This window comes from Phytohabitans maris (genome assembly GCF_031085175.1).
Lineage (GTDB): Bacteria > Actinomycetota > Actinomycetes > Mycobacteriales > Micromonosporaceae > Phytohabitans > Phytohabitans maris.
The window spans coordinates 1-24913 of the sequence record NZ_JAVHUY010000061.1 but is presented as its reverse complement, the minus strand read 5'-3'; the positions used below and the strand labels follow the sequence as shown (position 1 = coordinate 24913).

23 protein-coding genes are annotated in these 24913 nt (G+C 74.1%); 11 read left to right on the top strand and 12 right to left on the bottom strand.

Features of this window, described 5'->3' with window-relative positions; all coding sequences use genetic code 11:
• The first annotated feature begins 145 nt into the window (after positions 1–145).
• The 4 genes from RB614_RS40075 to RB614_RS40060 all read left to right on the top strand — a co-directional run bounded on the left by RB614_RS40075 (position 146) and on the right by RB614_RS40060 (position 3687).
• Positions 146–877 (top strand): SDR family NAD(P)-dependent oxidoreductase, encoded by a 732-nt coding sequence (locus RB614_RS40075; RefSeq protein ID WP_308717957.1) that lies wholly within the window; start codon positions 146–148, stop codon positions 875–877.
• A 155-nt stretch (positions 878–1032) separates the two neighbouring features.
• Positions 1033–1734 (top strand): FadR/GntR family transcriptional regulator, encoded by a 702-nt coding sequence (locus tag RB614_RS40070; protein ID WP_308717956.1) that lies wholly within the window; start codon positions 1033–1035, stop codon positions 1732–1734.
• Between the two features lie 52 nt (positions 1735–1786).
• Complete coding sequence (dgoD, locus tag RB614_RS40065; protein WP_308717955.1) at positions 1787–2932, top strand: galactonate dehydratase; 1146 nt, start codon at positions 1787–1789, stop codon at positions 2930–2932.
• Entirely contained in the window at positions 2926–3687 is a 762-nt protein-coding gene (locus tag RB614_RS40060) for a hypothetical protein (protein ID WP_308717954.1), read from the top strand. Before dgoD ends, RB614_RS40060 begins: the two co-directional genes overlap by 7 nt.
• Positions 3688–3703: 16 nt before the next feature.
• Here the strand turns inward: RB614_RS40060 and RB614_RS40055 are convergent, their stop codons facing one another.
• The 4 genes from RB614_RS40055 to RB614_RS40040 form a co-directional block, all read right to left on the bottom strand.
• Positions 3704–4180 carry a peroxiredoxin gene (locus RB614_RS40055; RefSeq protein WP_308717953.1) on the bottom strand — a complete coding sequence of 159 codons (477 nt, stop codon included), beginning with the start codon at positions 4178–4180 and terminating at the stop codon, positions 3704–3706.
• Between the two features lie 9 nt (positions 4181–4189).
• Positions 4190–5203, bottom strand: a complete 1014-nt coding sequence (locus RB614_RS40050; protein ID WP_308717952.1) for a LuxR C-terminal-related transcriptional regulator — start codon at positions 5201–5203, stop codon at positions 4190–4192.
• On the bottom strand, positions 5200–5805 hold the full coding sequence (locus RB614_RS40045; protein WP_308717951.1) for a hypothetical protein: 606 nt from the start codon (positions 5803–5805) through the stop codon (positions 5200–5202). Before RB614_RS40045 ends, RB614_RS40050 begins: the two co-directional genes overlap by 4 nt.
• Before the next feature lie 245 nt (positions 5806–6050).
• Positions 6051–7001 carry an AraC family transcriptional regulator gene (locus tag RB614_RS40040; RefSeq protein ID WP_308717950.1) on the bottom strand — a complete coding sequence of 317 codons (951 nt, stop codon included), beginning with the start codon at positions 6999–7001 and terminating at the stop codon, positions 6051–6053.
• A gap of 140 nt (positions 7002–7141) precedes the next feature.
• On the opposite strand from RB614_RS40040, the gene RB614_RS40035 reads away from it, so the two are divergent.
• Positions 7142–8113 carry an acetylxylan esterase gene (locus RB614_RS40035; RefSeq protein ID WP_308717949.1) on the top strand — a complete coding sequence of 324 codons (972 nt, stop codon included), beginning with the start codon at positions 7142–7144 and terminating at the stop codon, positions 8111–8113.
• Positions 8114–8461: 348 nt separating this feature from the next.
• Here the strand turns inward: RB614_RS40035 and RB614_RS40030 are convergent, their stop codons facing one another.
• The 5 genes from RB614_RS40030 to RB614_RS40010 all read right to left on the bottom strand — a co-directional run bounded on the left by RB614_RS40030 (position 8462) and on the right by RB614_RS40010 (position 16281).
• Positions 8462–10177 (bottom strand): IlvD/Edd family dehydratase, encoded by a 1716-nt coding sequence (locus tag RB614_RS40030; RefSeq protein ID WP_308717948.1) that lies wholly within the window; start codon positions 10175–10177, stop codon positions 8462–8464.
• Positions 10178–10214: 37 nt separating this feature from the next.
• Positions 10215–10766, bottom strand: a complete 552-nt coding sequence (locus RB614_RS40025) for a DsbA family protein (protein ID WP_308717947.1) — start codon at positions 10764–10766, stop codon at positions 10215–10217.
• A gap of 35 nt (positions 10767–10801) precedes the next feature.
• A complete protein-coding gene (locus RB614_RS40020) occupies positions 10802–12490 on the bottom strand; it encodes an MFS transporter (protein ID WP_308717946.1) in 1689 nt (562 codons plus the stop codon).
• Positions 12487–13173: an SDR family NAD(P)-dependent oxidoreductase gene (locus RB614_RS40015; protein ID WP_308717945.1), complete on the bottom strand. Its 687-nt coding sequence runs from the start codon at positions 13171–13173 to the stop codon at positions 12487–12489. Before RB614_RS40015 ends, RB614_RS40020 begins: the two co-directional genes overlap by 4 nt.
• A 108-nt stretch (positions 13174–13281) precedes the next feature.
• A complete protein-coding gene (locus RB614_RS40010; RefSeq protein ID WP_308717944.1) occupies positions 13282–16281 on the bottom strand; it encodes a winged helix-turn-helix domain-containing protein in 3000 nt (999 codons plus the stop codon).
• Between the two features lie 269 nt (positions 16282–16550).
• Here RB614_RS40010 and RB614_RS40005 point away from each other — a divergent pair, with 269 nt between their 5' ends.
• From RB614_RS40005 to RB614_RS39990, 4 genes are all read left to right on the top strand, one after another.
• Entirely contained in the window at positions 16551–17387 is an 837-nt protein-coding gene (locus tag RB614_RS40005) for a siderophore-interacting protein (RefSeq protein WP_308717943.1), read from the top strand.
• 143 nt (positions 17388–17530) lie between these two features.
• A complete protein-coding gene (locus tag RB614_RS40000) occupies positions 17531–18391 on the top strand; it encodes an MEDS domain-containing protein (RefSeq protein WP_308717942.1) in 861 nt (286 codons plus the stop codon).
• Entirely contained in the window at positions 18381–18803 is a 423-nt protein-coding gene (locus RB614_RS39995; protein WP_308717941.1) for an ATP-binding protein, read from the top strand. The genes RB614_RS40000 and RB614_RS39995 overlap by 11 nt, the downstream gene beginning before the upstream one ends.
• A 39-nt stretch (positions 18804–18842) precedes the next feature.
• Positions 18843–19511, top strand: a complete 669-nt coding sequence (locus RB614_RS39990) for a class I SAM-dependent methyltransferase (RefSeq protein WP_308717940.1) — start codon at positions 18843–18845, stop codon at positions 19509–19511.
• A gap of 12 nt (positions 19512–19523) precedes the next feature.
• Here RB614_RS39990 and RB614_RS39985 read toward each other — a convergent pair whose 3' ends face one another.
• Entirely contained in the window at positions 19524–20213 is a 690-nt protein-coding gene (locus RB614_RS39985; RefSeq protein ID WP_308717939.1) for a hypothetical protein, read from the bottom strand.
• A 223-nt stretch (positions 20214–20436) separates the two neighbouring features.
• On the opposite strand from RB614_RS39985, the gene RB614_RS39980 reads away from it, so the two are divergent.
• Entirely contained in the window at positions 20437–21357 is a 921-nt protein-coding gene (locus RB614_RS39980) for a TAXI family TRAP transporter solute-binding subunit (RefSeq protein ID WP_428983206.1), read from the top strand.
• Between the two features lie 112 nt (positions 21358–21469).
• Here RB614_RS39980 and RB614_RS39975 read toward each other — a convergent pair whose 3' ends face one another.
• A complete protein-coding gene (locus RB614_RS39975; RefSeq protein ID WP_308717937.1) occupies positions 21470–22894 on the bottom strand; it encodes a sensor histidine kinase in 1425 nt (474 codons plus the stop codon).
• A gap of 28 nt (positions 22895–22922) precedes the next feature.
• Positions 22923–23579, bottom strand: a complete 657-nt coding sequence (locus tag RB614_RS39970) for a response regulator transcription factor (RefSeq protein ID WP_308717980.1) — start codon at positions 23577–23579, stop codon at positions 22923–22925.
• 310 nt (positions 23580–23889) lie between these two features.
• Here RB614_RS39970 and RB614_RS39965 point away from each other — a divergent pair, with 310 nt between their 5' ends.
• Positions 23890–24876 carry an RICIN domain-containing protein gene (locus RB614_RS39965; RefSeq protein ID WP_308717936.1) on the top strand — a complete coding sequence of 329 codons (987 nt, stop codon included), beginning with the start codon at positions 23890–23892 and terminating at the stop codon, positions 24874–24876.
• The last annotated feature ends 37 nt before the right edge of the window (positions 24877–24913 follow it).

Genomic DNA, 24913 nt, shown 5'->3' with positions numbered 1-24913 from the left:
CCAGCAGCCGGGGCGGAAGCGAGCGGAGCGAGCCAGCTAGCAGAGCCCCGTTGTTTGTAAGCGGTGTGTTTCCGAAAGGTTGCATCAGCCCCGGCCGGCTGTCAAGATATCTTCGTAATTAATGGTTACTTCTCGGGAGTGGTCGGTGATTGGACGGCTCACGGGCAAGAATGCCCTGGTCACAGGCGCTGCGTCGGGCATCGGCGCGGCCTGCGCGCGCCGCCTCGCGGCCGAGGGTGCCTCGGTCGTGCTCGCCGACATCCGCCCCGCGGACGAGCCGGCCGGCGGCCGTTCCCTGGCGATCCGCGCGGACGTGTCCGACGAGGAGGACTGGGCGGCCGTCGTGGCGGCGGCGAACGAGCGCTTCGGTCCGATCAGCATCCTCGTCTCGAACGCGTACGCCGTCGAGGTCGCGCCCGCCGACGCCACCACCCGCGCCTCCTGGGATCACCAGATCGCGGTGAGCCTCACCGGCACGTTCCTCGGCGTCCGCGCCTGCCTGCCCGACCTGCGCGAGACCGGCGGCAGCGTCGTCGTCGTGTCGTCGGTGCACGCGCTGGTCGGGCTCCCCGGCCGCCCCGCGTACGCCGCCGCGAAGGGCGGGCTGGTCGCGCTCGCCCGCCAGCTCGCCGTGGAGTACGGGCCGCGGGTGCGGGTCAACAGCGTGCTGCCCGGTCCCATCCTCACGCCGGCGTGGGACGGCATCTCGGCCGCGGACCGCGCGCTTTCCGCGGCCGCGACGGTGGCCGGCCGCCTCGGCACGCCGGACGAGGTGGCGGCGGCGGTAGCGTTCCTCGCGTCGCCGGACGCCAGCTACGTCACCGGCGCCAGCCTCGTCGTCGACGGCGGCTGGACCGCGGTGAAGTCGTCATCCTGAGAATCGATTGGTGGGCAATGAGCGGGAGTCGGGGGGCCCGGGGAAACGCGGAGCGGCGCGAAGCGCCGCGCGGCGTTTTCGTGGGGTGCAGTAGCGAGGCTACGGGCCTTGACCACAACGACGGACGAGCGCCGAGCGACGGAGCGAGGTAGGCAATGCAGCAGTACGCGGCGCGCGGGGTGCACGGCCAGACGGTGGAGGTCATCGCGCAGCGCATCCTCACCGGGCAGTTCGCCGAGGGCTCCACACTGGACATCGCGGCGCTCCAGACGGAGTTCGACGTCAGCCTGACCGTGCTCCGCGAGGCGTTCAAGGTCCTCGCCGCCAAGGGGATGGTCGACGCGCGTCCCAAACGCGGCACGTTCGTCCGGCCGCGCGCCGACTGGAGCCTGCTCGACGGCGACGTGCTGCGCTGGCAGTTCGCCCGGGCGGCCCGGCCGAGCCTCTTCGAGGACCTGCACGAGCTGCGCAGCATCGTCGAGCCGGGCGCCGCCAGCCTCGCCGCCGCCCGCGCCACCGACGCCGACGTCGAGGCCCTGGACGCGGCGCTCGCCGCGATGGCCGCCGCCGGCTCCGACGCTTCGGCCGCCGTCGCGGCCGACCTCGCGTTCCATCGCGCGCTGCTCGCCGCCACCCACAACGAGCTTCTGGTACGGATGGAGGTCGTGATCGAGACCGGCCTGGCCGAGCGGGACCGGATGGTGCACGGCGCGCAGGGCAGCGACGACCCGGTCCCGTCGCACCGAGCCGTGGTCGACGCGATCCGCGCGCACGACCCGGCCTCGGCCGCCTCGGCGATGAGACTGCTGTTGCGGAAGGCCTTCGACGACGTGGTGAGGCTCGGTGGCGCGGAATGAAGCACCCCGAGAAGGCGCTCCGCTTCGCTCCACGCTTCCCCGGGGGCCCCGCATGAAGATCGACCGCGTCGAGACGTTCCTGGTGCCGCCGCGCTGGCTCTTCTGCCGCGTCTCCACCGACGACGGGCTGGTCGGCTGGGGTGAGCCGGTCGTGGAGGGGCGCGCCGAGGTGGTGCGGGCCGCGGTGGACGTGCTCGCCGAGTACCTGGTCGGCGAGGACCCGCTCCGCGTCGAGCACCACTGGCAGGTGCTCACCAAGGGCGGCTTCTACCGTGGCGGGCCGGTGCTCTCCAGCGCCGTCGCCGGGCTCGACCAGGCGCTGTGGGACATCGCCGGCAAGGCGTACGGCGCACCGGTGCACGCCCTGCTCGGCGGCCCGGTCCGGGACCGCGTCCGGGTGTACGCGTGGGTCGGCGGCGACGACCCCGCCGAGATCGCCGAGGGGGTGGCGGCGCACGTCGAGGCGGGCATGACAGCCGTGAAGATGAACGCCTCCGGCCGCCTCGCCCCGGTCCCCACCCTGGCCGACGTGGAAGACGTGGTGCGCCGCCTCGCCGCCGCCCGCGAGGTGCTCGGCCCGCACCGCGACGTGGCGCTCGACCTGCACGGCCGGGCCACGTACCCAGCCGCCCGCCTCATCCTCCCCGCCGTCGCCGCGCTGCACCCACTGCTGGTGGAGGAGCCGCTCGTACCCGAGCACGGCCACCGCCTCGCCGAGCTCGTCGCCTGCGCGCCGGTACCGGTGGCGACCGGCGAGCGCCTCTACGGCCGCGCCGACTTCCTGCCCGCCCTGCAGGCCGGGGTCAGCGTCGTGCAGCCCGACCCGTCACACGCCGGCGGCATCTCCGAGGTACGCCGCATCGCCGCCCTCGCCGAGACGCACGGCGCGCTGCTCGCCCCGCACTGTCCACTGGGGCCGGTCTCGCTCGCGGCGAGCCTCCAGGTCGCGCTCGCCACCCCCAACTTCCTCATCCAGGAGCAGAGCATCGGCATCCACTACAACGGCGGCACCGAGCTGCTCGACTACCTGGTCGACCCGGCGCCACTGCGCATCGTGGACGGACACATCGGACGGTTGGAGGCGCCCGGGCTCGGCATCGACGTGGACGAGGAGGCGGTACGCCGCGCCGACCGGGCCGGCCACGCGTGGCGCAACCCGGTGTGGCGGCAGGACGACGGCTCGTTCGCCGAATGGTGAGGCTCTCCTTCGCCGTCGACCTGGTCCACGGTGGACGGTGGACGAGCCTGCGCTCCGGCGGGCGCGAGTGGCTGTGGCGGCGGCCCGCGGAGCGGGAGTCGGTGCGCCCCGGCGACGCCTTCGTCGACGCGGGCGGCCTGGAGGAGTGCCTGCCGACCGTACGCGGCACACCCGACCACGGCCACGTCTGGTCCCGCCCGTGGCGCGCACCGGGCTGCGTCGAGGGGCCGGGCTTCGCGCTGCGCCGCTCCGTCGAGGAGGTGGAGGGGGCGGTGGTGGCGAGCTACGCGCTGACCGCCGCGCCCGGCTTCCGCTTCCTGTGGGCCGCGCACGCCCTGCTCGACCTCTCGCCGTCCGCGCGGATCGTCGCGCCCCCGGGCACCGCTACGCGGGTCTTCCCGGACGCCGGCCCGTGGCGCTCGGGTCCCTGGCCCGCACCCCTGGGCACGCCGCTGGACGCGTGCGGCCCGGACGACGGCACGGCGACCGGGGCCATCCTGACCGACTGTCCACAGGTGACGGTCGAGGACGGCGGGTCGCTCACCTTCTCGCTCGCGGCCGAGGGGCAGCCGGTCTCGGTCGCCCTCTGGCGCAACCTGGGCGGCTGGCCGGCCGGCGACCCGTACCGGAGCATCGGCGTGGAACCCATGCTCGGCCGCGCCTTCGACCTCGCCGAGGCGGGCGACGGCGACGCCGCGGTCGTGCCCGCCTCGGGCGTGCTGCGGTGGCGCCTGACCGTGACCGCCACCGGCTGAGCCACGGGCGCGGCGCCTACACAGCGTGGCGCGTGCGCAGCACCTCAAGGGCACGGTCGGCGTGCTGCTCCATGCTCAGCTCGCTGTGGATGACCGCGAGGATCCGCCGGTCGGTGCCGATGACGAACGTCATCCGCTTCATGCTCATCGGGCCGAGCGGCAGCTTTCGCTTTACGCCGAGGGCCTCCGCCACCTCACCGTCCGCGTCCGACAGCAGCGGGTAGTCGAAGCTGTGCTTTTCGGCGAACTCCCGCTGCCGCGCCACGCTGTCGCGGCTGATCCCGACCCGCTGCGCGCCCGCCGCCTTGAACTCCCGTGCCAGGTCGCGGAAGTGGCAGCTCTCCGCCGTGCAGCCCCGGCTCAGCGCGGCCGGGTAGAAGAACAGGACGACCGGCCCACCGGCGAGCAGCTCGGAGAGCCGCCGCAGCCGGCCGGTCTGGTCGGGCAACTCGAAGTCCGGGACCAGGTCCCCCTTGTCCACACCAGAAGCCATGGCGCAAGGCTACGCCGGTCGGCGGCGGCCGTCGGGCTCCGGTGGCGCCACCAGATGCCGGGCGCCGAGGGCCAGGCCGAGCTGGAAGCGGTTTTCCACGCCCAGCCGGTCCATCAGCGAACGGACGATCGTGGAGACGGTCCGCGGACTGACCCGCAGCTCAGTGGCGGCGGAGGCGTCGGTGTGGCCCTGTGCCAGCAGTCCGATGAGCGTGTGCTCGCGCGGGTCGAGTTCCAACCGTGACATCGGATTCTCCTGTACGGCTCGGCCGGCGGCCCAGTGCCGCTCGAAGAGAGCCACGAGCGCGGCCACGACGGGCGGCTGGGTGACCTCCAGGTAGCCCCGGTTGACGTCGGTGGGCGTCACCGGAAACAGGGCCACCTTGCGGTCGACCACGAAGAGCTTCATCGGTACGGCCGGCATCTCCCGGTACGCCGGCTGCGGGTCGGACGGGGTGCGCCCGTACGTCGACAACGGGTCCGGGGTGGCCGGCTGGACGCCGAGCACCCGCATGGAGACGCCGCGTTCGAGCAGCGTCCGGTCCATGGCGAGGGCCGGCTTCGCGGCCTCGGCGTCGAAGCTCGACTCGGGGTGCATGGCCAGGTGCTCGTGCCGGGCCACCGCGACGAGCTCGCCCAGCCGGGCCCGGCTCGCCGCCCGGCTGGGCAGGTGCCGCAGCCCTTCGCCGAGGTGCGTGGCGTGGTGCACGACCACGTCCGGCAGCGCCTCCCGCGGCCACGCGCCGGCCGCCGGCGGGGACGGGGGCTCGCGGCGCACCCGCGCGGTGGAGCGGGGTGCCCAGACCATGCTCGTCCGGCCCGGGGGCCGGCGGGCGACGGCGAGGCCGAGGGCGGCCAGCTTGTCCAGGGCCGCGTCGACCCGCGCGCGGGGCATCCCCAGCTCGCGGAAGAGCTCGCCCGCGGTGGCCCGGCCGAACGTGGAGAGCTGGCGGTAGACCAGGTCGGCGTCGGGCGAGGCGCCCCAGCCGATCAGCGACGGCACCGGCTCCGCGGACGCGGTCACAGGCACGTCCCGCAGACCGGGTCCGTGCGCACGTCGCTCGGCTTGGTCACCGGCACCGGGTACTGGACGCGCGGGTCGTCGGGCGGGATGGGGGTGACGGCCGGCAGGACACCTGGCGTGTCGGCGTCGATGGCGAGGCAGGCCAGCCGGCCGTCGTAGTGGTACGCGACGCAGAGCGCGGTCAGGCCGAGCGTCGGCTCGGGACCGCCGGGCGTGGCGATCCTGACGGAGAAGGGGGTCGGCTCGTCGAACGAGAAGTAGTCGTACACCTGGCGGCTGCGCATCGCGACCGGCCCGTAATACCAGAAGACGGCGAACCCGTCGAAGAGGCCGGGGCCGCACGGCTGGATCCAGCCGGAGACCCACAGCCCCGACGGCTCGGTCAGCTCCTCGCGGACGCCGGTGATCGCCCCGGTGGCGCACCGGGCCGGCAGCCAGACCTCCGCCGACCCGGGCGGATACACCTCCGGAACCGCGGTGGGTGGCTCGGGCCGCGTCCGGACATCGTCGTCCGCGGCCGCCGCCGGCACGGACATGGCCAGCGTCGCGGCGAGGCAGATCGCCCCGAGGACCGCCAACCGGGTGCGGTGGGAACCCACCATCGAGTCGCCTCCCCAAGCCACTGCGTGTTTGCGTCATCATGCAACCAAGCGTCGAGCGGACAGTCACGAGCCGTTGCCGATTCGTGTCCAATGCTGCGTGATCACGCAGCCGGCGGAGCTGTCGAGCTCCCCGCAGGGGCCGGGGTGAGACCGCGAACCGCGCAGGGTGAGGCCGCGGGAGCAACGGTCCGGACCACGGCGGGCGTCGCGGTAGCCCGCTGTCTCTGTCTTCCGGGTCGTCCGGGCTAGAGGTCGAGCGTCTCCGCGGGGAGGACGCCGTAGGTGCGGCGGTAGGCGGCGGCGAAGCGGCCCGGGTGCACGAAGCCCCACCGGCTGGCGACGCTCGCCACCGTCGCCTCGCCGCGGCTGGCGACGCGCAGCTCCTCGTGGGCGCGGGCCAGGCGCAGCCGCCGCAGGTAGGCCATCGGGGAGACGCCGACGTGGCGGTGGAAGCCCTCCTGCAGCGCGCGCACGCCGACGCCGGAGATCCGGGCGAGGTCGTGGACCGTGACCGGGCGGCCCGGGTCGGCCTCCATCACGTCGATCGCCCGCTTGACGTGGCGGGGGCGGCTGGGGGTGGCCTGGCTGGCCAGCTCCTCCCGGTACGGGTGGTCGGCGGCCAGCAGCAGCCCGGTCAGGATGCCGTGCCACAGCCGGCCGGCGACCATCGGGTGGAAGATCAGGCCGCCCTCGTCGTGCAGTTCGGCGCCGGCCAGCCGGACCAGCCGGTAGAGGCTGCGGCCGGGGCCGCCGGTCAGGTCGAGGCTGCGCGACAGCCGCAGCGGGCCGCGCACCGGGTGGCCGAGCAGGCTCTCCAGCTCGGTCTCCAGGCCGGCCGGCTCCATCTTCACGCTGAGCAGCCGGCAGTCGCCGCTGATCCGGGGCGCGAGGATGGCGCCCGCGTCGGGGCGGTACAGCCCGGCGCGCTCCGGGGTGGCGGTGACGGCCCGACCGGCCTGCACGGTCTCCGCGAAGCCGGCCAGCGGCAGATCCATGTGGTATGTGGTGATCTGCTCCACCTCCACCGCGACCTCCGCGCCGAACCGGACCTCGGCGAGCGTGACCGGCCCGAGCCGGAGCACGTCGAGGTCGAAGGTGAACGTCTCGGCCGGCCCCCGGAGGTCCATCGCGACGGCGTAGAAGTACTCCGCCACCAGCGCCCGGGACTCGTCGACACTCTTGGTGACGAAGGACATCGGCGGCGGCATCCTTGGGAGTATGCCGGCAGGCGGCGGGGGCGGCGTAGGACAGCGGGTCCCCGTCACGAGCCAGCGCGCCGGGCGACCATGCGCGGTTATGGTGGGACCACCCCACGGATGATCAAAGGAGTGCCCAGGTGTTCGTCGACCTGCCCCTGGACCAGCTGCGCGCCTACCGGCCGGAGCGGAGCGAGCCCGCCGACTTCGGCGCGTTCTGGACCGCCACGCTCGACGCGGCCCGCGCCGCCGCCACGCCGCCCACGTTCACGCCGTACGACAGTGGACTGTCCACAGTAGAGGTGCACGACGTGACGTTCAGCGGGTTCGGGGGACACCCGGTGAAGGGCTGGTTCCTCGCGCCGCGCGGCGCCGCCGGCCCGTTGCCCTGCGTGGTCGAGTTCATCGGGTACGGCGGCGGCCGCGGCCTCCCGCTCGACTGGCTGGCCTGGAGCTCGGCCGGCTACGCCCACCTGGTCATGGACACCCGCGGCCAGGGCAGCGGCGGCTGGCTGCCCGGCGACACCCCGGACCCCGAGGCGTCGGGCGGCCCGCACACGCCCGGCTTCATGACCCGCGGCATCCTCGACCCGCGGACCTACTACTACCGCCGCCTCTTCACCGACGCGGTGCGCGCCGTGGAGACCGCCCGCGAGCACCCGCTCGTCGACCCCACCCGGGTCGCCGCGGCCGGCGCCAGCCAGGGCGGCGGCATCGCGCTGGCGGTCGGCGGCCTGGTGGACGGGCTGGCCGCGGTGATGCCGGACGTACCGTTCCTGTGCCACTACCGGCGGGCCACCGAGATCACCGACAAGGCGCCGTACTTCGAGCTCACCACGTACTGCAAGACGCATCGCGACCAGGTGGAGCAGGTCTTCGACACGCTGCGCTACTTCGACGGCGTCAACTTCGCCGCGCACGCGAGCGCGCCGGCCCTCTTCTCGGTCGCCCTGATGGACGACGTCTGCCCACCCTCCACTGTGTACGCCGCGTACAACCACTGGCCGGCGGAGAAGGACATCCGGATCTGGTCGTACAACGGGCACGAGGGCGGACAGAACTTCCAGAAGGCCGAGCAGATCGCCTTCCTCGCCGACCTCCTGAAGCGCTAGTGCGGTGGCCACTGACGTTCGCCGGGTGACCGGCGGCCTTCGGCCGCTGGTCACCCGGGCCGGCGAAGCCGGCAAAGGTTAGTGGCCACCGCACTATCAAGTTCCTTGCCGGGCGCCGCCTGGACTCCGGCTCGCCAACAAACTCTTTGATACAGGCCCAGGGGCTTGTGTTCAGCGTCCCGGCGGCCTGTGATCAAACCGTCGCGCCGACTCCGAAAGGCTTGGGCCACCGCGACGTCGTCGTGGTCCGCTAGCGAGCCGCCGGCCGCGGCGGTGCCCGCGGGAAAGCATCGGGGACACCGCGCAAACGGTCCGCGGCCGACGCGGGCCGGGGCGAATTGGATTGTCCTAATGGGACTCGCGGCCGACGTCGGGGCCGCTGGCGCCGGTGAGGAAGTCGAGGTCGGCGCCTTTGTCGGCTTGCATGACGTGGTCGATGTAGAGGCGTTCCCAGCCGCGGGTGGGTGCGGCGTAGGCGGCGGTGCTGGTCTGGGAGGGGGTGCGCTGGGCGAGTTCTTCGGCGGGTAGGTCGATGTCGAGGCGGCGGGCGGGGACGTCGAGGATGATGGGGTCGCCGGTGCGGACCAGGGCGAGGGGGCCGCCGACGGCGGCTTCGGGGGTGGCGTGCAGGACGACTGTGCCGTAGGCGGTGCCGCTCATCCGGGCGTCGCTGATGCGTACCATGTCGCGGACGCCTTTGGCCAGCAGCTTGGCGGGCAGGGGGAGGTTGCCGACCTCGGGCATGCCGGGGTAGCCCCTGGGTCCGCAGCCGCGCAGGATGAGGACGGAGTCGGGGGTGACGTCGAGGTCGGGGGAGTCGAGGCGGGCGTGCAGGTCTTCGACGCTGTCGAAGACGACGGCGGGGCCGCGGTGCTGGAGTAGTTCGGGTGAGGCGGCGGCGGGTTTGACGACGGCGCCGTCGGGGGCGAGGTTGCCTTTGAGTACGGCGATGCCGGCGTCGTCGAGCAGGGGCTTGGCGCGGCGGCGGATGACCGTCTCGTCCCAGATCTCGGCGCCGGCCACGTGTTCGACGAGGGGGCGGCCGGTGACGGTGATCGCTTCGGCGTCGAGCAGGTCGATGACCTCGTTGAGGGCGGCGTGCAGGCCGCCGGCGCGGTAGAGGTCGTCCATCAGGTGGCGGCCGGCGGGTTGCAGGTCGACCAGCAGGGGTACGCCGGAGCCGATCTGGTCGAAGTCGTCCAGGGTGAGGTCGACGCCGGCCCGGCCGGCGATGGCGAGCAGGTGTACGACGGCGTTGGTGGAGCCGCCGATCGCGGCGAGGGTGACGATGGCGTTGCGGAAGGAGGCCTTGGTCAGTACGTCGCTGGGGCGTCGGGCGGCGGCGACGAGGTCGACGGCGAGTTTGCCGGTCTCGTGGGAGAGGGCGAGCAGGCGGCTGTCCGGCGCCGGGGTGCCGGCGATGCCGGGCAGTGTCATGCCGAGCGCCTCGGCCATGCTGGCCATCGTGGAGGCGGTGCCCATGGTGTTGCAGTGGCCGCGGCTGCGGATCATCGCGGATTCCGAGCGCATGAACGCCTCGTGTGACAGGGTGCCGGCGCGTACCTCTTCGGAGAGCCGCCAGACGTCGGTGCCGCAGCCCAGCGGGGCGCCGCGGAAGTGGCCGGTGAGCATCGGGCCGCCGGGCACCACCACGGCCGGCAGGTCGACCGAGGCGGCGGCCATGAGCAGCGCGGGGATGGTCTTGTCGCAGCCGCCGAGCAGTACCACGCCGTCGATCGGGTTGGCGCGCAGCATCTCCTCGATGGCCATCGCGGCGAGGTTGCGCCAGAGCATCGCGGTGGGGCGCACCTGGGTCTCGCCGATCGAGACGACGGGCAGGTTGAGCGGTACGCCGCCGGCTTCCCAGACGCCGGCCTTGACGCTGTCGGCGACGTCGTTGAGGTGGATGTTGCAGGGTGTGAGGTCGGAGGCGGTGTTTGCGATCGCGATGTGCGGCCGCCCGGAGAACGCCCCGTCCGGCAGCCCGCGCCGCATCCACGCCCGATGGATGTACGCGTTGCGGTCGTCGCCGGCGTACCACTGGGCGCTGCGAAGATCGGTCACACCGGCGAGCCTACCGGCGCGCCGGGCATCGATCAGCCTACGTGTCCGCGGCGTCGTCCACCGCGGAGAGGAGGGCCTCCAGGGAGTGCGGGGCGTCGTGGCGGATGCCGTTGACGAAGAACGTGGGCGTGCCGGCCACGCCACTGCGCACGCCGCTGCCGAAGTCGCGGCGGATGCGGGCCAGGTAGTGGTGGCCGCCCATCGCCCGGCCCACCCGCTCCACGTCCAGCCCCAGGCGGTCGACCGCGAGCGCGAGCTGCAGCGGCTTGAGGTGGTCCTGGTGGGCGAAGAGCCAGTCGTGCATCTGCCAGAACCGGCCGCGGGCGGCGGCGGCCTCCGCGGCCTCGGCGGCGATCTCCGAGTACGGGTGCACGTCGGTCAGCGGGAAGTGCCGGTAGACGAACGCGACCTTGGTGGGACGCTGGCGAAGTACCTCCCGGACCACCCCGTGCGCGACGGCCGAGCCGGGGCACTGGTAGTCCCCGTACTCGACGAGGGTGACCGGGGCGTACGAGCTGCCGAGGAGGTGGTCCTCCTCGGTGACCGGCCCGCGGAGCCGGCTCATCGTCAAGCGGAAAGGATCATCCATGTCGGGATGGTCGCGAACGGTGGGGTGACGGCGCGTCACGCCGGCCGGGTGACCGTCTCCGGGCCGCCCACGCCGGTCGGGTCTGCGGTCATGTCGCCGGTCGCGACCGCCTCGTCCGCGGCGGCGCCGGGGTCGCGCGAGACCGACTCGGCGGGCAGCAGGTGCCACGAGCGCGAGCTTTCGTCGGCGATCGCGTTCACGCGTTCCTCGGTTTCCTGGTCGGCGCCGGTGAACCGGTTGTCGTGCTGCCGCAGGTGTTCGCCCCACGTCGCGATCTGGTACACCTCGACGAACCGGTGCGGCTCCTCGCCGACCCGGAAGAGCCCCCACCGCCGCGCGCCGGTGCGCATCCGGGTGCCGCGGACCAGCCGCATCGCGTCCATGAACTCCTTTTCCCGTTCGGGGCGTACGTCGTAGCTGGAGGCGACCAGCACCGGGCCGGCCTCGGGATCGGGGCGGACGCCGAGCGACACCTCGGGCCAGATGACCGCCGGCTCGCGGTCCACGTCGCGCAGGTCGGGCAGCGGCCACCGGGCCAGCGCCACCGCGTCGAGGAGCATGATGACGGCCGCGAGCAGGAACGTCAGCTCGAGCCCGACCACCTGCGCCACGGCGCCCCAGGCCAGCGCGCCCAGCGCCTGCCCGCCGGCGAACACCACCTGGTAGACGGCGAGGCCGCGGGCGCGTACCCAGTTGGGCAGGAAGAGCTGGATCTCCGCGTTCAGGTTGGCCAGGACGATGACCCACGCGGCGCCGGCCGGGGCGAGCGCGACCGTGACGGCGAGCAGGTCGTTGAGCGTCGCCACGTCGAGGAGGCTGAGCCCGAAGATCACGCCGGCCAGGCCGAGCAGCTTGCTCGCGGACATCCGCGAGCGCAGCCTGGGCAGGCCGATGCCGCCCGCGATCGCGCCGACGCCGAGCGCGGCGAGCAGCAGGCCGTACCCGTGCGAGCTGGTGCCGAGCCGCTCGCTCGCCACCAGCGGCAGCAGCGCCCACAGTGCGCTGCCGGGCAGGATGAACAGCACGATCCGCAGCAGCAGGTGGCGCAGCGTGGGGGAGTAGCGCACGTAGCGGCCGCCGGCCCGCAGCGCGGCGGTGAAGCGCTCGGGCGCCTCGGTCGGGCGTGCGCTGCGCGGCTTCCAGCGGATCAGCGTGGCGGCGAAGAGCACGAACGTGGCCGCGTTCAGGCCGAAGACGAACGCGATGCCGACCTCGGCGATGAGGACGCCGGCGACGGCCGGGCCGATCGCCCGGGCCACGTTCACGCTGATCGCGCCGAGGGCGGAGGCGGGCCGGATCTGGTCGCGCGGGACGAGCTGCGGGATCACCGCGGCCCACGCGGGCAGGGTCACCGCCTGCCCGGTACCGAGCGCGAACGTCAGCGTCAGCAGCAGCGCCGGCCCCATGTGCCCGGTCGCGGTGAGCACCGTCATCACGATGCCCACCGTGGCCAGGAAGCCCTGCACGGAGATCAGCAGGTACCGCCGGTCGAACGCGTCCGCGAGCACGCCGGCGGGGAGCGCGAAGAGCAGGATCGGCAGCATGCTGGCCGTCTGTACGGCCGCGACCAGCGTCTCCGCGTCCGTGGTGTTGACCAGCAGCCACTGGGCACCCACCGTCTGCATCCAGGTGCCGATGTTGGCCGCGAGCAATGCCAGCCACAGGTTGCGGTACACCGCGATGCGCAGCGGCGACCACGCCTGTGCCTGGCCCCCGGTGCTCACCACCTACCGTTGGCCTGCAGCACCCTGAGATCGGAGACGTACGGGTCCTCCGGCGCGAGCAGGAGCAACCGTACGATCTCCCGGGCCACCGCGGCCGGCGGGGTGTAGACCGTGTCGAGGAACGAGTCGCCCACCCGCTCCTGCAGGCGGGTGGGCATCGGACCGGGGTGTACCTGCATGAGCTTCACCTCGTTGCTGCCGGTGGCCTGGGCGACCGACTCCACGAGGCTCTTGCCGTAGCTCTTGGTGGCCCGGTACACGGGGATGCCGGGGCGGGCGGCGTCCACCGCGACCGCGCCGACGTACACCGCGTTGCCGAAGCCCTGCGCCCGCATCCGGCGCAGCGCCTCGCGCAGTACGTACGTGGGACCCAGCACGTTCACCTCCACAGCGCGGCGGATCGTCTCCGGCGCCAGCTCGTCCAGTGCCCCGCCGGCCCACATGGCCGCGCAGTGCGCCACCCCGTGTACGGCCCCGCGCATGGCGATCTCGTCGAACGCGCGCTCCACCTGGTCGTACCGGGACACGTCGCAGGTCAACCCGTCACAGCCGAGATCGGCGGCCACGTTCTTGACCTCGTCCACCCGGTCACCCACGACGACGACCCGGTGCTCGGGCGCCAGGAGCCGGGCCACCTCGAACCCGAGCCCGCTCGTCCCGCCGATCACTACGAACGTCTTCACCGGCCCAGAGTGGGGGCCGGCCGGGTGAGGCCGGATCACGCGGCGCGGGTGAGTCCCCCTCTGTGATCGAAGCTCCCCTCACGTCGTTCCAGCGACTCGAGGGGAGCGTCAGATCAGGCGCAGCTCCCGGCCGCGGCGTACCGCCTCCCGGCGGCGGGTCGCCGACAGCTTGCGGTAGATGTTGCGCACGTGCGTCTTGACGGTGTTGACCGAGAGCGACAGCTCGCCCGCTATCTCCACTGTGGACAGCATGCTCTGCAGGTACCGCAGGACGGTCAGCTCCCGCTCGGTGAGCGTCTCCCCGGTCTCCGGCGACGGCGGCGGGTCGGCCGCGGCCGGCGGCGGCATCGCCGCCACCAGGTCGGCGACGAGCGGCCAGTACGCGGTGCCGGCGTCGAGGTGGGCGGCGAGCAGGTCGCGCGCGTCCGTCCCACCCCGGGTGAAGACCCGCCGGAACCCCTCCGGCCCGGCCAGCCCCAGCACCGCCTCCAGGTCGCGCGCGGCCCGGCGGTGGTCGCCGCCGCGGCGGGCGGCGATCGCGGAGAGCAGGCCGGCGTCGACCCGGACGGCCGGCGGGACGTCGGCCTCGAGGTCGTCCCAGGGCGGCAGCGCCCGGGTGGCGGCCGCCGGGTCGCCGGCGCGCAGCTGCGCCCGGGCCAGGGCGACCGCACCGGCGACGTCGCCGGCGGTGCGCTGCCCGGCCGCGTCCTCCCGGGCGGCGACCGGGCCGAGCAGGACCCGCGCGCCGGACGCGTCGCCGCGCGCCGTGTGCAGGTCCGCCTCGGCGACCGCCAGCCACCGTTCGACCAGCGGCGGCAGCGCCCGGTCGGCGCGGGCGGCGGAGATCGCCCGGTGCGCCGCGGCCAGGTCGCCGCGCGCCTCCAGCAGCCCCGCGCGGGCCACCGCGACCAGCGCCGGGAACGCGGTGCCGGCCCGCTCCGCCGAGGGCACGCCGGCGTCCGCCGGGGCCGGCGGAGCCGCGCGGTCCAGGTGCGCGGCGGCTTCCGCGAGCTCGTCGCGGTGCAGGGCCACGAGGGCGAGCGCCAGGTGCGCGTGCCGGCGATCTCCCGAAGACCCGCCCTGGTACGCCCGCGCGGCCTCGCCGGCCTCGCGCAGTTCGCCCCGCACGGCGTGCACCACGGCGAGCCGCGCCGCGCAGGCCGACGCGGGCCGGGTGAGCCCGGCGGCGCGCGCCTCGGCCAGCCCGGCGGCGAGCGCGTACCCGGCGGCCACGAGGTCACCGGCCTCCATCTCGGCCACGCCGACCGCGGCGAGCGCCACCGCCCGGGTGGCCGGATCGGCCGCCCGGAACGCCCGCTCGCCGGCGCCCGCCGCACCGTCCCCCGCGCGCCCGAACGGCGACAGCTCCCCGTGCCCGTTCCCCGGCCCGCCGTTGCGGACGGAGACCGATGCCGGGCCGTGCGGGCCGGCGTTCTGGCCGGCCTGCACCGTGGCGGTCGGCCCGACGCCCGTGGCCGTGCCGTTGCCGCCGGAGTTCCGGGCCAGGGTCGAGGCGGGTACCGGGCCGGTGCCGGGCGTGACCGGGCCGGCGTTGCGGATCAGCGGGGCGGCCGCCGTGGCGCCGGGCCCGCCGTTGCGCCCACCGGCCGCCGTACCCGCCGTGGCCGCGAGCGGGCGGGCCGCCGCCGCGCCGACGCCCGCCGTGGCGGAGAGGTCGAGCAGCTGGCGGGCGGCCGGCAGCACCGCCGCGTGGTCGCCGTAGAGCTGCGCCTCGGCCAGCCGGAGCGCGGCCGCGACCAGCGCGTACCGGGCCCGCTGCCCCTGCGGCATCCGATCCCGGTGCCGCTGCGCCAGCCGCAGGAACGCGGTCGCCGACGTCCGGTCCTGCGCGTCGAGGAACGCGGCCGCGTACGCCAGCGCGAGGGCCGGGTCGGCGCGCAGCGCGCTGGCCGGTGGTGGCGGGATCGGCGGCGCGGGGAGCCGGTCGCCCTCCGGGCCGTACGGGATCAGCTCCGGCCAGCTCTGCACCAGCAGCTCGGTCGCCCTGGGCCAGTCCCGGCCGGCGAGCGCGTGCCGCAGCGCGTCCGGCGGCATGTGCCGGTCGGCGTGCCAGGCCGCGGCCCGCCGGTGCAGGTCGGTGAGCTGGTCGGGCGAGCGGCGGCGCAGCTCCGCGCGGAGCAGCTCGCCGAACATCCGGTGGTACCGGTACGCGCCCGGCCGGCTCTTGAGCGGCATCACGAAGCCGTTGGTGCGCTCCAGCTCGGCCAGGACCCGGGCGGCGTCCTCCCGCCCGGTCAGCACGTCGGCGAGCTCGCCGCTCACCGGCTCGGCGATCGACGTGCGCAGCAGCACGTCCCGGGCCTCGGCCGGCTGCCCGGCGAGCACCTCGTCGACCAGGTAGCCGGCGACGCTCGGATGCTCCCCGCCGTACCCGGCGATGAAGCGGTCCGGGTCCGGGTGGGCGTACAGCGAGCGGGCCGCGAAGCGCAGCCCCGCCGGCCACCCCTCGGTGCGCAGCTGCAGGTCGTCGACGCGCCGCGCGCTGGCCGGCACCCGGTGGCGGGCCAGCAGCTCCGCCGTCTCCTCCCGGTTGAAGGCCAGGTCGTGCGCCGACACCTCGACCAGCCCGCCCTCCAGCCGCCACCGGTGCAGCCCGAGCGGCGGCTCGGTGCGCACGGCGGCGACCAGGTGCAGGCGCCGGTCGGCGTGCCGCACCAGGAAGTCCAGCCCGTCCGCCAGCTCCTGGTCGACCGCCAGGTGCAGGTCGTCCAGGAGCAGCACGGCGGGCCGCTCCAGCCGGGCGATCGCGGCGGCGAGCCGTTCCGGGTCGGCGTCCTCGGGCGCGTCGACGCCGTGCTTTCGCAGCGCCGCACCCACGTACGCCCAGAATCTCGGGCCGTCACCCGCCTCGGCCGTGTACCAGGCCACCGGCTGGTCCGGTTGTGCCCGCGCCCACGCGCCCAGCAGTACCGTCTTTCCCCACCCCGCGGGAGCCGTCACCAGTGTCACCGGCCCGCGCACCCCGGCATCGAGCAACCGGGTCAGGCGCGGGCGGGCGAGCGGGACCTCCGGCGGTGGTGGGACCGCGAGCTTCGACGCCAGCAGGGGGATGGCGTGCTCTCCGGTCCCGACGTGCCATTCATGCATCCGTCGCACCCCCGTGATGACGCTAGGGGACCGTTTCGCGTACCAGGGCGGGCTTATGGTTTTTGTCCGCCATCCGCGAATCACCCCGTTTGTGCGCTCGGCTCGCGCACCGCGCCGGCGAAGCCGTGAGGCGGTGGCGTTTCAGCCCCGGCTACCTACCCGAGGGTGACCCCCGAGCCGCTCCGTCCACATAGGAGGGTGGGGCACGCCGGCCGGCGGATCTACCGGATCTCTGGGCGCTTTCCAGGGAGGCAGGGTAGCCTTACCTAATGCCAAAGGGTGATCGTGAGCGGCGGGCGCCGCGCCAGTACGTCCTCGCCGTCGAGTCGACCGAGTGGCTGACGCCGCACCTGGTGCGGGTGGTCGCGTCCGGTGGGACGCTGGACGGCTTCGGCGGCGAGGGGTACACGGACGCGTACGTCAAGCTGCTCTTCGTCGACCCCGCGCTCGGCCTCGAGCCACCCTACGACCTCGCCGCGCTGCGGGCCACCCTGCCGGCCGACCGGCTGCCGGTCGTGCGCACCTACACCGTGCGGTGGGTGGACCGGACCCGGCGGCGGCTCGCGATCGACTTCGTGACGCACGGCGACACCGGCGTCGCCGCGGTCTGGGCCGCGGGCGCGGCACCCGGCGACCGCCTCGTCCTGTCCGGGCCCGGCGGTGCGTACGCGCCGGATCCGGCGGCCGGCTGGCACCTGTTCGCCGGCGACCTGTCCGCGCTGCCGGCGATCGCCGCGGCGCTGGAGACGCTGCCCGGACACGCGAACGGCGTCGCGCACGTCGAGGTGGGCGCGGCGGCCGACATCCTCGACCTGAAGGTCCCGGAGCAGGTGGCGGTCAACTGGCTGGTCAACCCCGATCCGGCCGACACCGGGTTCCTGGCCCGCGCGGTCGACGGCGGCCCCTGGCCCGCGGGTCCGTACGGCGCCGGCGCGGTCCAGGTCTTCGCGCACGGCGAGCGCGAGTCCGTCAAGGCGGTCCGCCAGGTCCTGCGCGACCGGGGCGTGCCGCGTGAGGCGATCTCGATCTCCGGCTACTGGGCCCGCGGCCGGACCGAGGACGTGTTCCAGGCCGAAAAGCGCGAGCCGGTCGGCCGGATCGACTAAGGCGTATGGGCTGTGATCGAAGCTCCCCTCACGTCGTTCTAGCGACATGAGGGGAGCTTCGATCACAGCCGTGGGGGGGCGGGGTGCGTCCGGGCGTGGCGCCGACGAGCGGTGGCGCCCAAGGTCCTCTATGGTGGCGGGCGATGGCCAGTGCTGCAGCGGTGGACGACCTCCGACCCGGTGACCACGCGTGTCTTACCTACTCGGACGCGGACGAGCGCCTGGACATCGTCGCCGCCTTCGTCCGCGACGGCCTCGGCGCCGGCCAGCGGATCATCTGCTTCACCGACCCCGGCGGCCCGCCCGACCTCGCCGACGAGCTGGCCGAACGGGACGTCAAGCCGACCGACGGCGGCCAGCTCACGATCCGCGACAACGACACCGCCTGGCTCGCCGGCGGCCGGGTCTCCGCCACCAACGTGATCGAGATGCTCGCCCACGAGGTGGCGGCCGCCCACCGGGACGGGTTCGCCGGGCTGCGGGTGACCGCCGACATGTGTTGGGCCACCCGCCCGGTCGCGGCCGTCGACGAGCTGCTGGTCTTCGAGACCCGGGTCGCCGGGCTCTTCGCCGGCGGGCGGTTGACCGCGGTCTGCCAGTACGACCGGCAGAGCTTCGACCCGGTGACGCTCGCGTTCGCGGCCAAGGCGCACCCCCGCGCGGTCGCCGCCGCCGTCTACCACGAGGACCCGCTGCTGCGGATCTGCCGGCAGCACGCGCCGCCCGGCGTCCGGCTGGCCGGTGAGATCGACTACCGGCGGGTGCCCGAGCTCAACCAGGCGCTCGCCGAGGCGCTGCGGCTGGGCGGCGACATCCACGTCAACCTGGCGCACCTACGCTTCATGGACGCGGCGGCCGCCGCCGCGGTCGGCCGGGCCGCGCTGAGCCTCCAGCCCGGCCGCGCGATGGTGATCGTGTGCCGCCGGGCCGTGCGCAAGGTGCTGGACCTGGTCGGCGTGACCGACCAGCCGGCGGTCCGGGTGAGGCAGGCTGATGGCCGATAGTGACCGCGGTCCCGCACGCGCGGAGGGGACGGTCGCGCTCGACCAGCCCTTCGACTCCGACGCCCTGTACTCCCTGCGCGCCGCCGTCGCCGCCCACGCCGCCGACCTCGGTGCCGGCGAGGAGCTGGTCGAGGAGCTGGTGGTGGTCGCGAACGAGCTGGCCAGCAACGCCGTACGGCACGGCGGCGGCACCGGCCGGCTCCGCCTCTGGCGCGCCGGCGACCTCATCCGCTGCGAGGTCAGCGACGCCGGCCCGGGGCTGGCGGACGGCGAGGCGGGGCACGAGCCGGTGCCGGTGACCGCGTACGGCGGCCGGGGCCTCTGGGTGGTCCGCCAGATGTCCGACGAGGTCGACGTCCGCACCAGCCCGGCGGGCGCGACGGTCACCGCCGCGTTCGTCGTTCGCTCCTAGCGTGACCCGTTCCTGAGCCGGCGCCCATACGATCGGGTGATGCCGCCGGTCGCCGCCTACGACGCCCACGCCGACTGGTACGAGGAGTACGTCCGTGGCAAGGCCGCGCCGTACACCCGGCGCAGCGGCGACCTCCTCGCCGACCTGCTCGGCCCCGGCCAGGGCACCTGCCTCGACCTCTGCTGCGGCACCGGGGTGCGGGCGGAGCCGTTGCGGGCGCTGGGCTGGACCCCGCTCGGCGCCGACATCTCCCGCGGCCAGCTCCGCCACGCCACCGCCCGCATGCCGGTGGCCGCCGCCGACGCGGCCGCACTCCCGGTGGCGACGGCGTCACTGCCCGCGGTGGTGTGCGCGCTGGCCCACACCGACCTGCCCGACTACGCCGCGGTGCTGCGCGAGGTCGCGAGGGTACTGCGCCCGGGTGGACGCTTCGTCCACGTTGGAGTGCACCCGTGCTTCGTGGGCGCGTTCGCCGACTGGAGCGACCGCCCGCGCGTCCTGGTCGACGAGCGCTACGCCGACCGCTCGTACACCACGCGGGCCTGGGACCCGTCCGGCGTACGCGCGCGGGTCGGCGCCTGGCACGTCCCCCTCGCCGACCTGCTGAACGCCGTGACCGGCGCCGGCCTCCGCCTGACCCGCACCGCCGAGTCCAGCCCCGCCGGCGTCGCCGACGTATTCGGCCTGCTCGCCCTCAAGCCGGCGTAGCGGCCTTCACGGTCAGGCGAGGGCGGGTACGCGGGGGCGGGCGGTGGTGTGGAGGGTGCGCAGGACGCGGGTGCGTTCGTCCACATCGGAGACCGTGACGAGCAGGCAGCCGGGGCGGGTGAGGACGCCGGCGGTCACGCCGAGCAGGCGGGCGGCCCGGACCAGGACGGCGGCCATCTCCTGGTCGCCGAGGCGTACCCCCAGGGAGTCGGCGCGGAGCCGCCGGCCGCCGGCCAGCAGGGCGGCCCGCCAGGCGGCGCGGGCCAGCACGCCGCGCCGGGCGTGGCGGGGGGAGGAGGAGCCGACCGGGTCGGTGCCGAGCAGGGCGCGGCGGCCCTGGCGCCAGGCGGCGGCGAGCAGGCGGCCGGCGTCGTCGCGCTGGGTGGGCGGGATGACCACGCCGTGTACCTGGTAGCGGCGGCGGCCACCGCCGATGGTGACCTCGTGCTCGGCGGTGAAGCCCAGGTCGTCGAGGAGGGTGGCGAGGCGGACCGCGGCCTCCGCGTGGTCGAACTCGGCCAGGGCCGGCAGCACCGGCGGCGGCATGCTCCCGGCGGCGCGCCACTCGGGGCGGCGGCGGCCGGGTACGCGGCTCACCTCGGTGCACTGGATGAGGCTGGTGGCCTCGAAGGCGGCGGGCAGCGCGTCCGCGGGGACGGTGTCGAGCGGGACCCGTGCCGTGCGTACCGGCTCGCCGACCATCGCCCGTCCCCTTTCCCGCGGCTGGGCGGGCGGCGCGAGGTGCGCGCGGCCCGTCCGCAATCACGGTCGCTGATCCGCCCGTTCGGCCGGTACACCGGCGGGCAGGACTTGAGGGAAACTTGCGCGGACCGGGCCTTGCGCCCGAGCCGCACTGTCGAGAGGGCTGTGCCTTGGTGAGGGCTGCGGGGTGACCTCCCAGACGACACCTCTACGGCGTCGCCGCCTGGCACGCCGCACCGTGTTGTCCGGACTGTCGGCTATGACCGCGGCCGCGCTCACCGCCTGTATGGGTGGCGCTCCGGAGCGGCGCCGCATCCGCATCGCGACCGGCAGCCGCACCGCCGTGTACTACGCGGTGGGCACCGCGCTGGCCGGCATCGTCGAGCAGGAGCTTCCGGAGACCGACGCGGAGGCGATGGTGACCGCGGCGTCGGCGGAAAACGTCGACCTGATCGTCAACAACGAGGCCGAGATCGGCTTCACGCAGGCCGACATCCTGGTCACCGGTGCCACGCCCGACCCGCGGATCGCCGCGCTCGCCCGGGTCTACGACGACCTGCTGCACCTGGTCGTGCACGCCGACAGTCCGATCAGGACACTCGACCAGCTGCGCGGCCGGACGGTGTCGGTGGGGGCGGACGGCTCCGGCACGGGCATCACCGTGGGGCGGCTCCTCGACGTGGCCGGCCTCGGGCGTCCGGGCCTGGTGACGCAGCAGAAGCTCAGCCTCGACGACTCGCTCCAGGCCCTGACGGCCGGCGAGATCGACGCGTTCTTCTTCTCCGGCGGGCTCCCGGTCTCCGGCATCAAGCAGCTCGCCGGCAAGCGGATCGTCGACCTCTCCAAGTGGGTCGCCGACATGCGCGCGCGGTGGAGCGACGTGTACGTGGTGCGCGACGTCCCCGCCTCCGCCTACCAGCTGCCGCCGGTCTCCACGATCGCCGTGCCCAACTTTCTCGTCGTGCCCCGCCAGATGGCCGACGAGCTCGCCCACGACCTGGCCCGGATGCTCCTCGAACGGCGCGACGTGCTGGCCCGGGCGCACCCCGCGGCGGAAAACCTCGACATCCGCTCGGCGGTCGCCACGCTCCCGGTGCCGCTCCATCCCGGCGCCGCCGAATACTTCAGATCCGTCAAACCCTGAAGCGGCCCCCGCCCGAAGCGTCCGCGAACCATTGGGCGGCCGCCGCCTGAAGAGTCCGCCAACCATGGGGCGTCCGCCGCCCTGAGGCGGCCGTCGAAACCGGAAGCGGCCGTCAGGCCTTGAGCGGCGCCTCGGCGGCGGGTGCGGGTGACGGCGCCGGAGCGGGGCCGGCCGGAAACCACATCCGCGCCTCCAGGCCGTGCGGCTCGGCCGGGCCGAGCGTGAACCGCCCGCCGGACGCCTCGACCAGCACCATCACGATCGGCAGGCCGAGGCCGGCGCCTTCGACGTTCTGCGCGTCGGGGGCCCGCCAGAAGCGTTCCGTGGCGAGCCGGCACTGCTCCTCGGTCATGCCGCAGCCGTTGTCGCGCACGATCACGTCGACGCCGCCGTCCCGGGCGGAGACCTCGATCTCGACCCGCCCGCCGGTCGGCGTGAACTTCAGCGCGTTGTCGACCAGCGCGTCCAGGGACTGGTCGAGCGCGGTGGCCACGTGCCGCGCGTACAACGGCTGGTCCGGCACGAGGGTGACCAGGTCGATGCCGCGACGTTCGGTCATCGGTCGCCACGCCAGCCACCGGCCGCGGGCGACCTCCACCGCGTCGACCACCTCGAACCGTTTCTGCCCGCGCTCGGCGCGGGCCAGCGCGAGCAGCCCGTCGAGCACGCTGGCCAGCCGGTCGGTCTCGGCCAGGGCGATCTCGTGGTCGGCGCGGGCCAGGTCGTCGTCGACGAGCCTGGTGCCGAGGTCTTCGACGCGCAGCCGCAGCACGGTGAGCGGGTTGCGCAGCTGGTGGCTGGCGTGCGCGACGAACGCGCGCTGCCGTTCGAGGGCCTCGGCGAGCGCGTCGGCCATCTCGTTGAAGCTCGCCGACATCCGTCTCAGCTCGGGCGGGCCGTGCTCGGGCTGCACCCGGGCGCCGCTGTCGCCGGCGGCGATCTCGTGCGCGACCGCGTCGAGCCGGGTGACCGGCCGCAGCACCCAGCCGGCCATCCGCAGCGCGGTGACCACGCAGGCGACGACCGCGAGGAGACCGAGCAGGCCGAGCTCCAACCACGACGAGATCACCACCCGCCGGTTGCGGCTCGTGGGTGAGATTGTGACGACGGTACCGAGGACGGCGCCGCCGTCGTTGACCGGCACCGCCACGATCAGTGGCTGCCCGTGCCACGGCCAGAGCGTCGCCGGCGTGCCGACCTGCCGCCCGGCGAGCGCGCCGCGGATCGCCGCGTTGAGCCGCTCGTCGCCGGGGAGCGCCCCGCCGAAGACGCTCTTCGTCCGCGCGTCCTGGTCGAGCAGGACGGAGGCGATCCCGTACAGGTCGTAGTAGCGGCGCAGCTCGTCCTTGACCGCGTCGAACTCGTTGCTGCGCAGGGCGGGCGCGGCCAGCGCGGCGAAGCGGGTGGCGTCGGCGAGGCGGTCGGCGAGCACCCGCTGGGTCTCCCGGTTGGTGAGCGACACCGCCAGCGGTACCTCGAGCGCGAGCAGGACCATGCAGAGCAGCAGCACGTACGTACTCACGAGTCGTCGACGCATTTCCTACCCTTGTGTGCCCCGCCAGCTCTCAGTCGGTGCGCAGACGGTAGCCCACCCCGCGGACGGTCTGCACCAGGTTGGGCTCGTCGAGCTTGGCGCGCAGCGACGCCACGTGCACCTCCAGCGTGTGGCGGCCGGACCAGGTGGTCTGCCAGACGTCGAGCAGGATCCGCTCGCGGGTGACCACGACGCCCGGCTGCCGGGCCAGCGAGGCGAGGATGTCGAACTCCTTGCGGGTCAGGCTCACCGGCCGCCCGCGCAGCAGCACGGTGCGGGCCGCGTGGTCGATCCGCAGCGGGCCGACCTCGACCGCCTCGCGCGGCGGGACGTGCCGCACCGCCCGCCGCAGCAGCGCCTCGATCCGGGCCTGGAGCTCGGCCATGGAGAACGGCTTGACCACGTAGTCGTCGGCGCCCATCCGCAGCCCGGTGACCCGGTCGCGTTCCTCGCCCCGCGCGGTGACCGCGATGATGCCGAGGTGCTCGCTGCGCGCGCGGAGGGCGCGGCAGACGTCGACGCCGTCGCCGTCGGGCAGGTTGAGGTCGAGCAGCACCAGGTCGCACGGGGCCGCGGCCAGCGCGGCGGTGGCGGTCGCGGCGTGCTCCACCTCGTAGCCGCGCCGTTGCAGCATCGACGTCATCACGGCGGTGACCCGCCGGTCGTCCTCCACGAGCAGTATCCGCATCGGCTTCCGCCCATCGCCCGTCATCCCGTGAACCTCTTCGACCTCCCTGCCGTGCGGGTGGTGCGCACGCTCCGCGCCGTCCAGGTTGACGAAGGGCCTGACCGGCCGGAATGTAACCGATGGATGTTTCCGGAAGGCGCGCGCCGACCCGAGCTTTTGGCGTCACGCTAGTCCACGGCGCCGCTCCCACCGGTGCCGGACGAGGTAACGGGACGATAACTCGCCGGCACTATCGCGGTGACCGTCGGATCGGATACAGTGCGGGCGGCTAGCCGGGCGATCCACCATCCTGGATGGGATGTGATGTCGAGTGCCCCGCTTGTCCGTCATCTTCCTCGCGGTCCTGGTCACCGGGATCGTCGTGCCCGCGGCTCCCGCGTCCGCCGAGGTCACGTTCACCAGCACGGTCGTCAACCAGAGCGCCGGTACCTGCGCCGAGGTGCCCGGCGGCGCCTCCACCAGCGCCCTGCAGCTCGCGCAGGCCGCCTGCGGCGCCGGCGCGCGGCAGACGTTCACGTTCACACCCGTGGCCGGAGTGGCCGCCACGTACACGATCCGCACGCTCACCGCCGGCAGCTGCGTCGACGTGTACGGCGCCTCCACCGCCGACAACGCGACGATCATCCAGTACGCCTGCCACAGCAACGACAACCAGCGCTTCCGGCTCGCGCAGGCCGCCGGCGCGTTCCAGGTGATCGCCGTCCACTCGAACAAGTGCGTGGCGCCGGCGACCGACGGCCGGCTCGTCCATCTGCCGTGCACCACGGCCACCGCGCGGCTGTGGCGGCTGCCCGGGTACACCGACGGGGGCACCGGCACCCGCACGTTTACGAACCCGTTGAAGGTGCGGGGTCCGGATCCGTGGTTGACGTATTACGAGGGCTTCTACTATTTGGCGACGACGACGTGGAACAACACGGTGACGATGCGTCGTTCGCGGACGTTGGGTGGGTTGGCGTCGGCGGTGGATACGGTGTTGTTCACGTTGAGTCGGCCGAATGGTGCGGGGACGATGTGGGCGCCGGAGTTTCATTTGTTGGATGGTCCGAGTGGTCGGCGGTGGTATTTCTATTACACGGCGGGGCGGGAGCCGTTTGATCTGGGTTCGCAGCGGATTCATGTGTTGGAGAGTGCGGGGTTGGATCCGATGGGTCCGTATTCGTTCAAGGCGGACATGTTGGATCCGGTGTCGGACAATACGTGGGAGTTGGATCCGGGGATTCTGCGGTTGAATGGGAGTTGTATTTGTTGGGGACGTTTTACAACGGGTCGCAGCCGATGTTCATCCGGCCGTTGAGTAATCCGTGGACGGCGTCGGGGACGCGGCGGGTGTT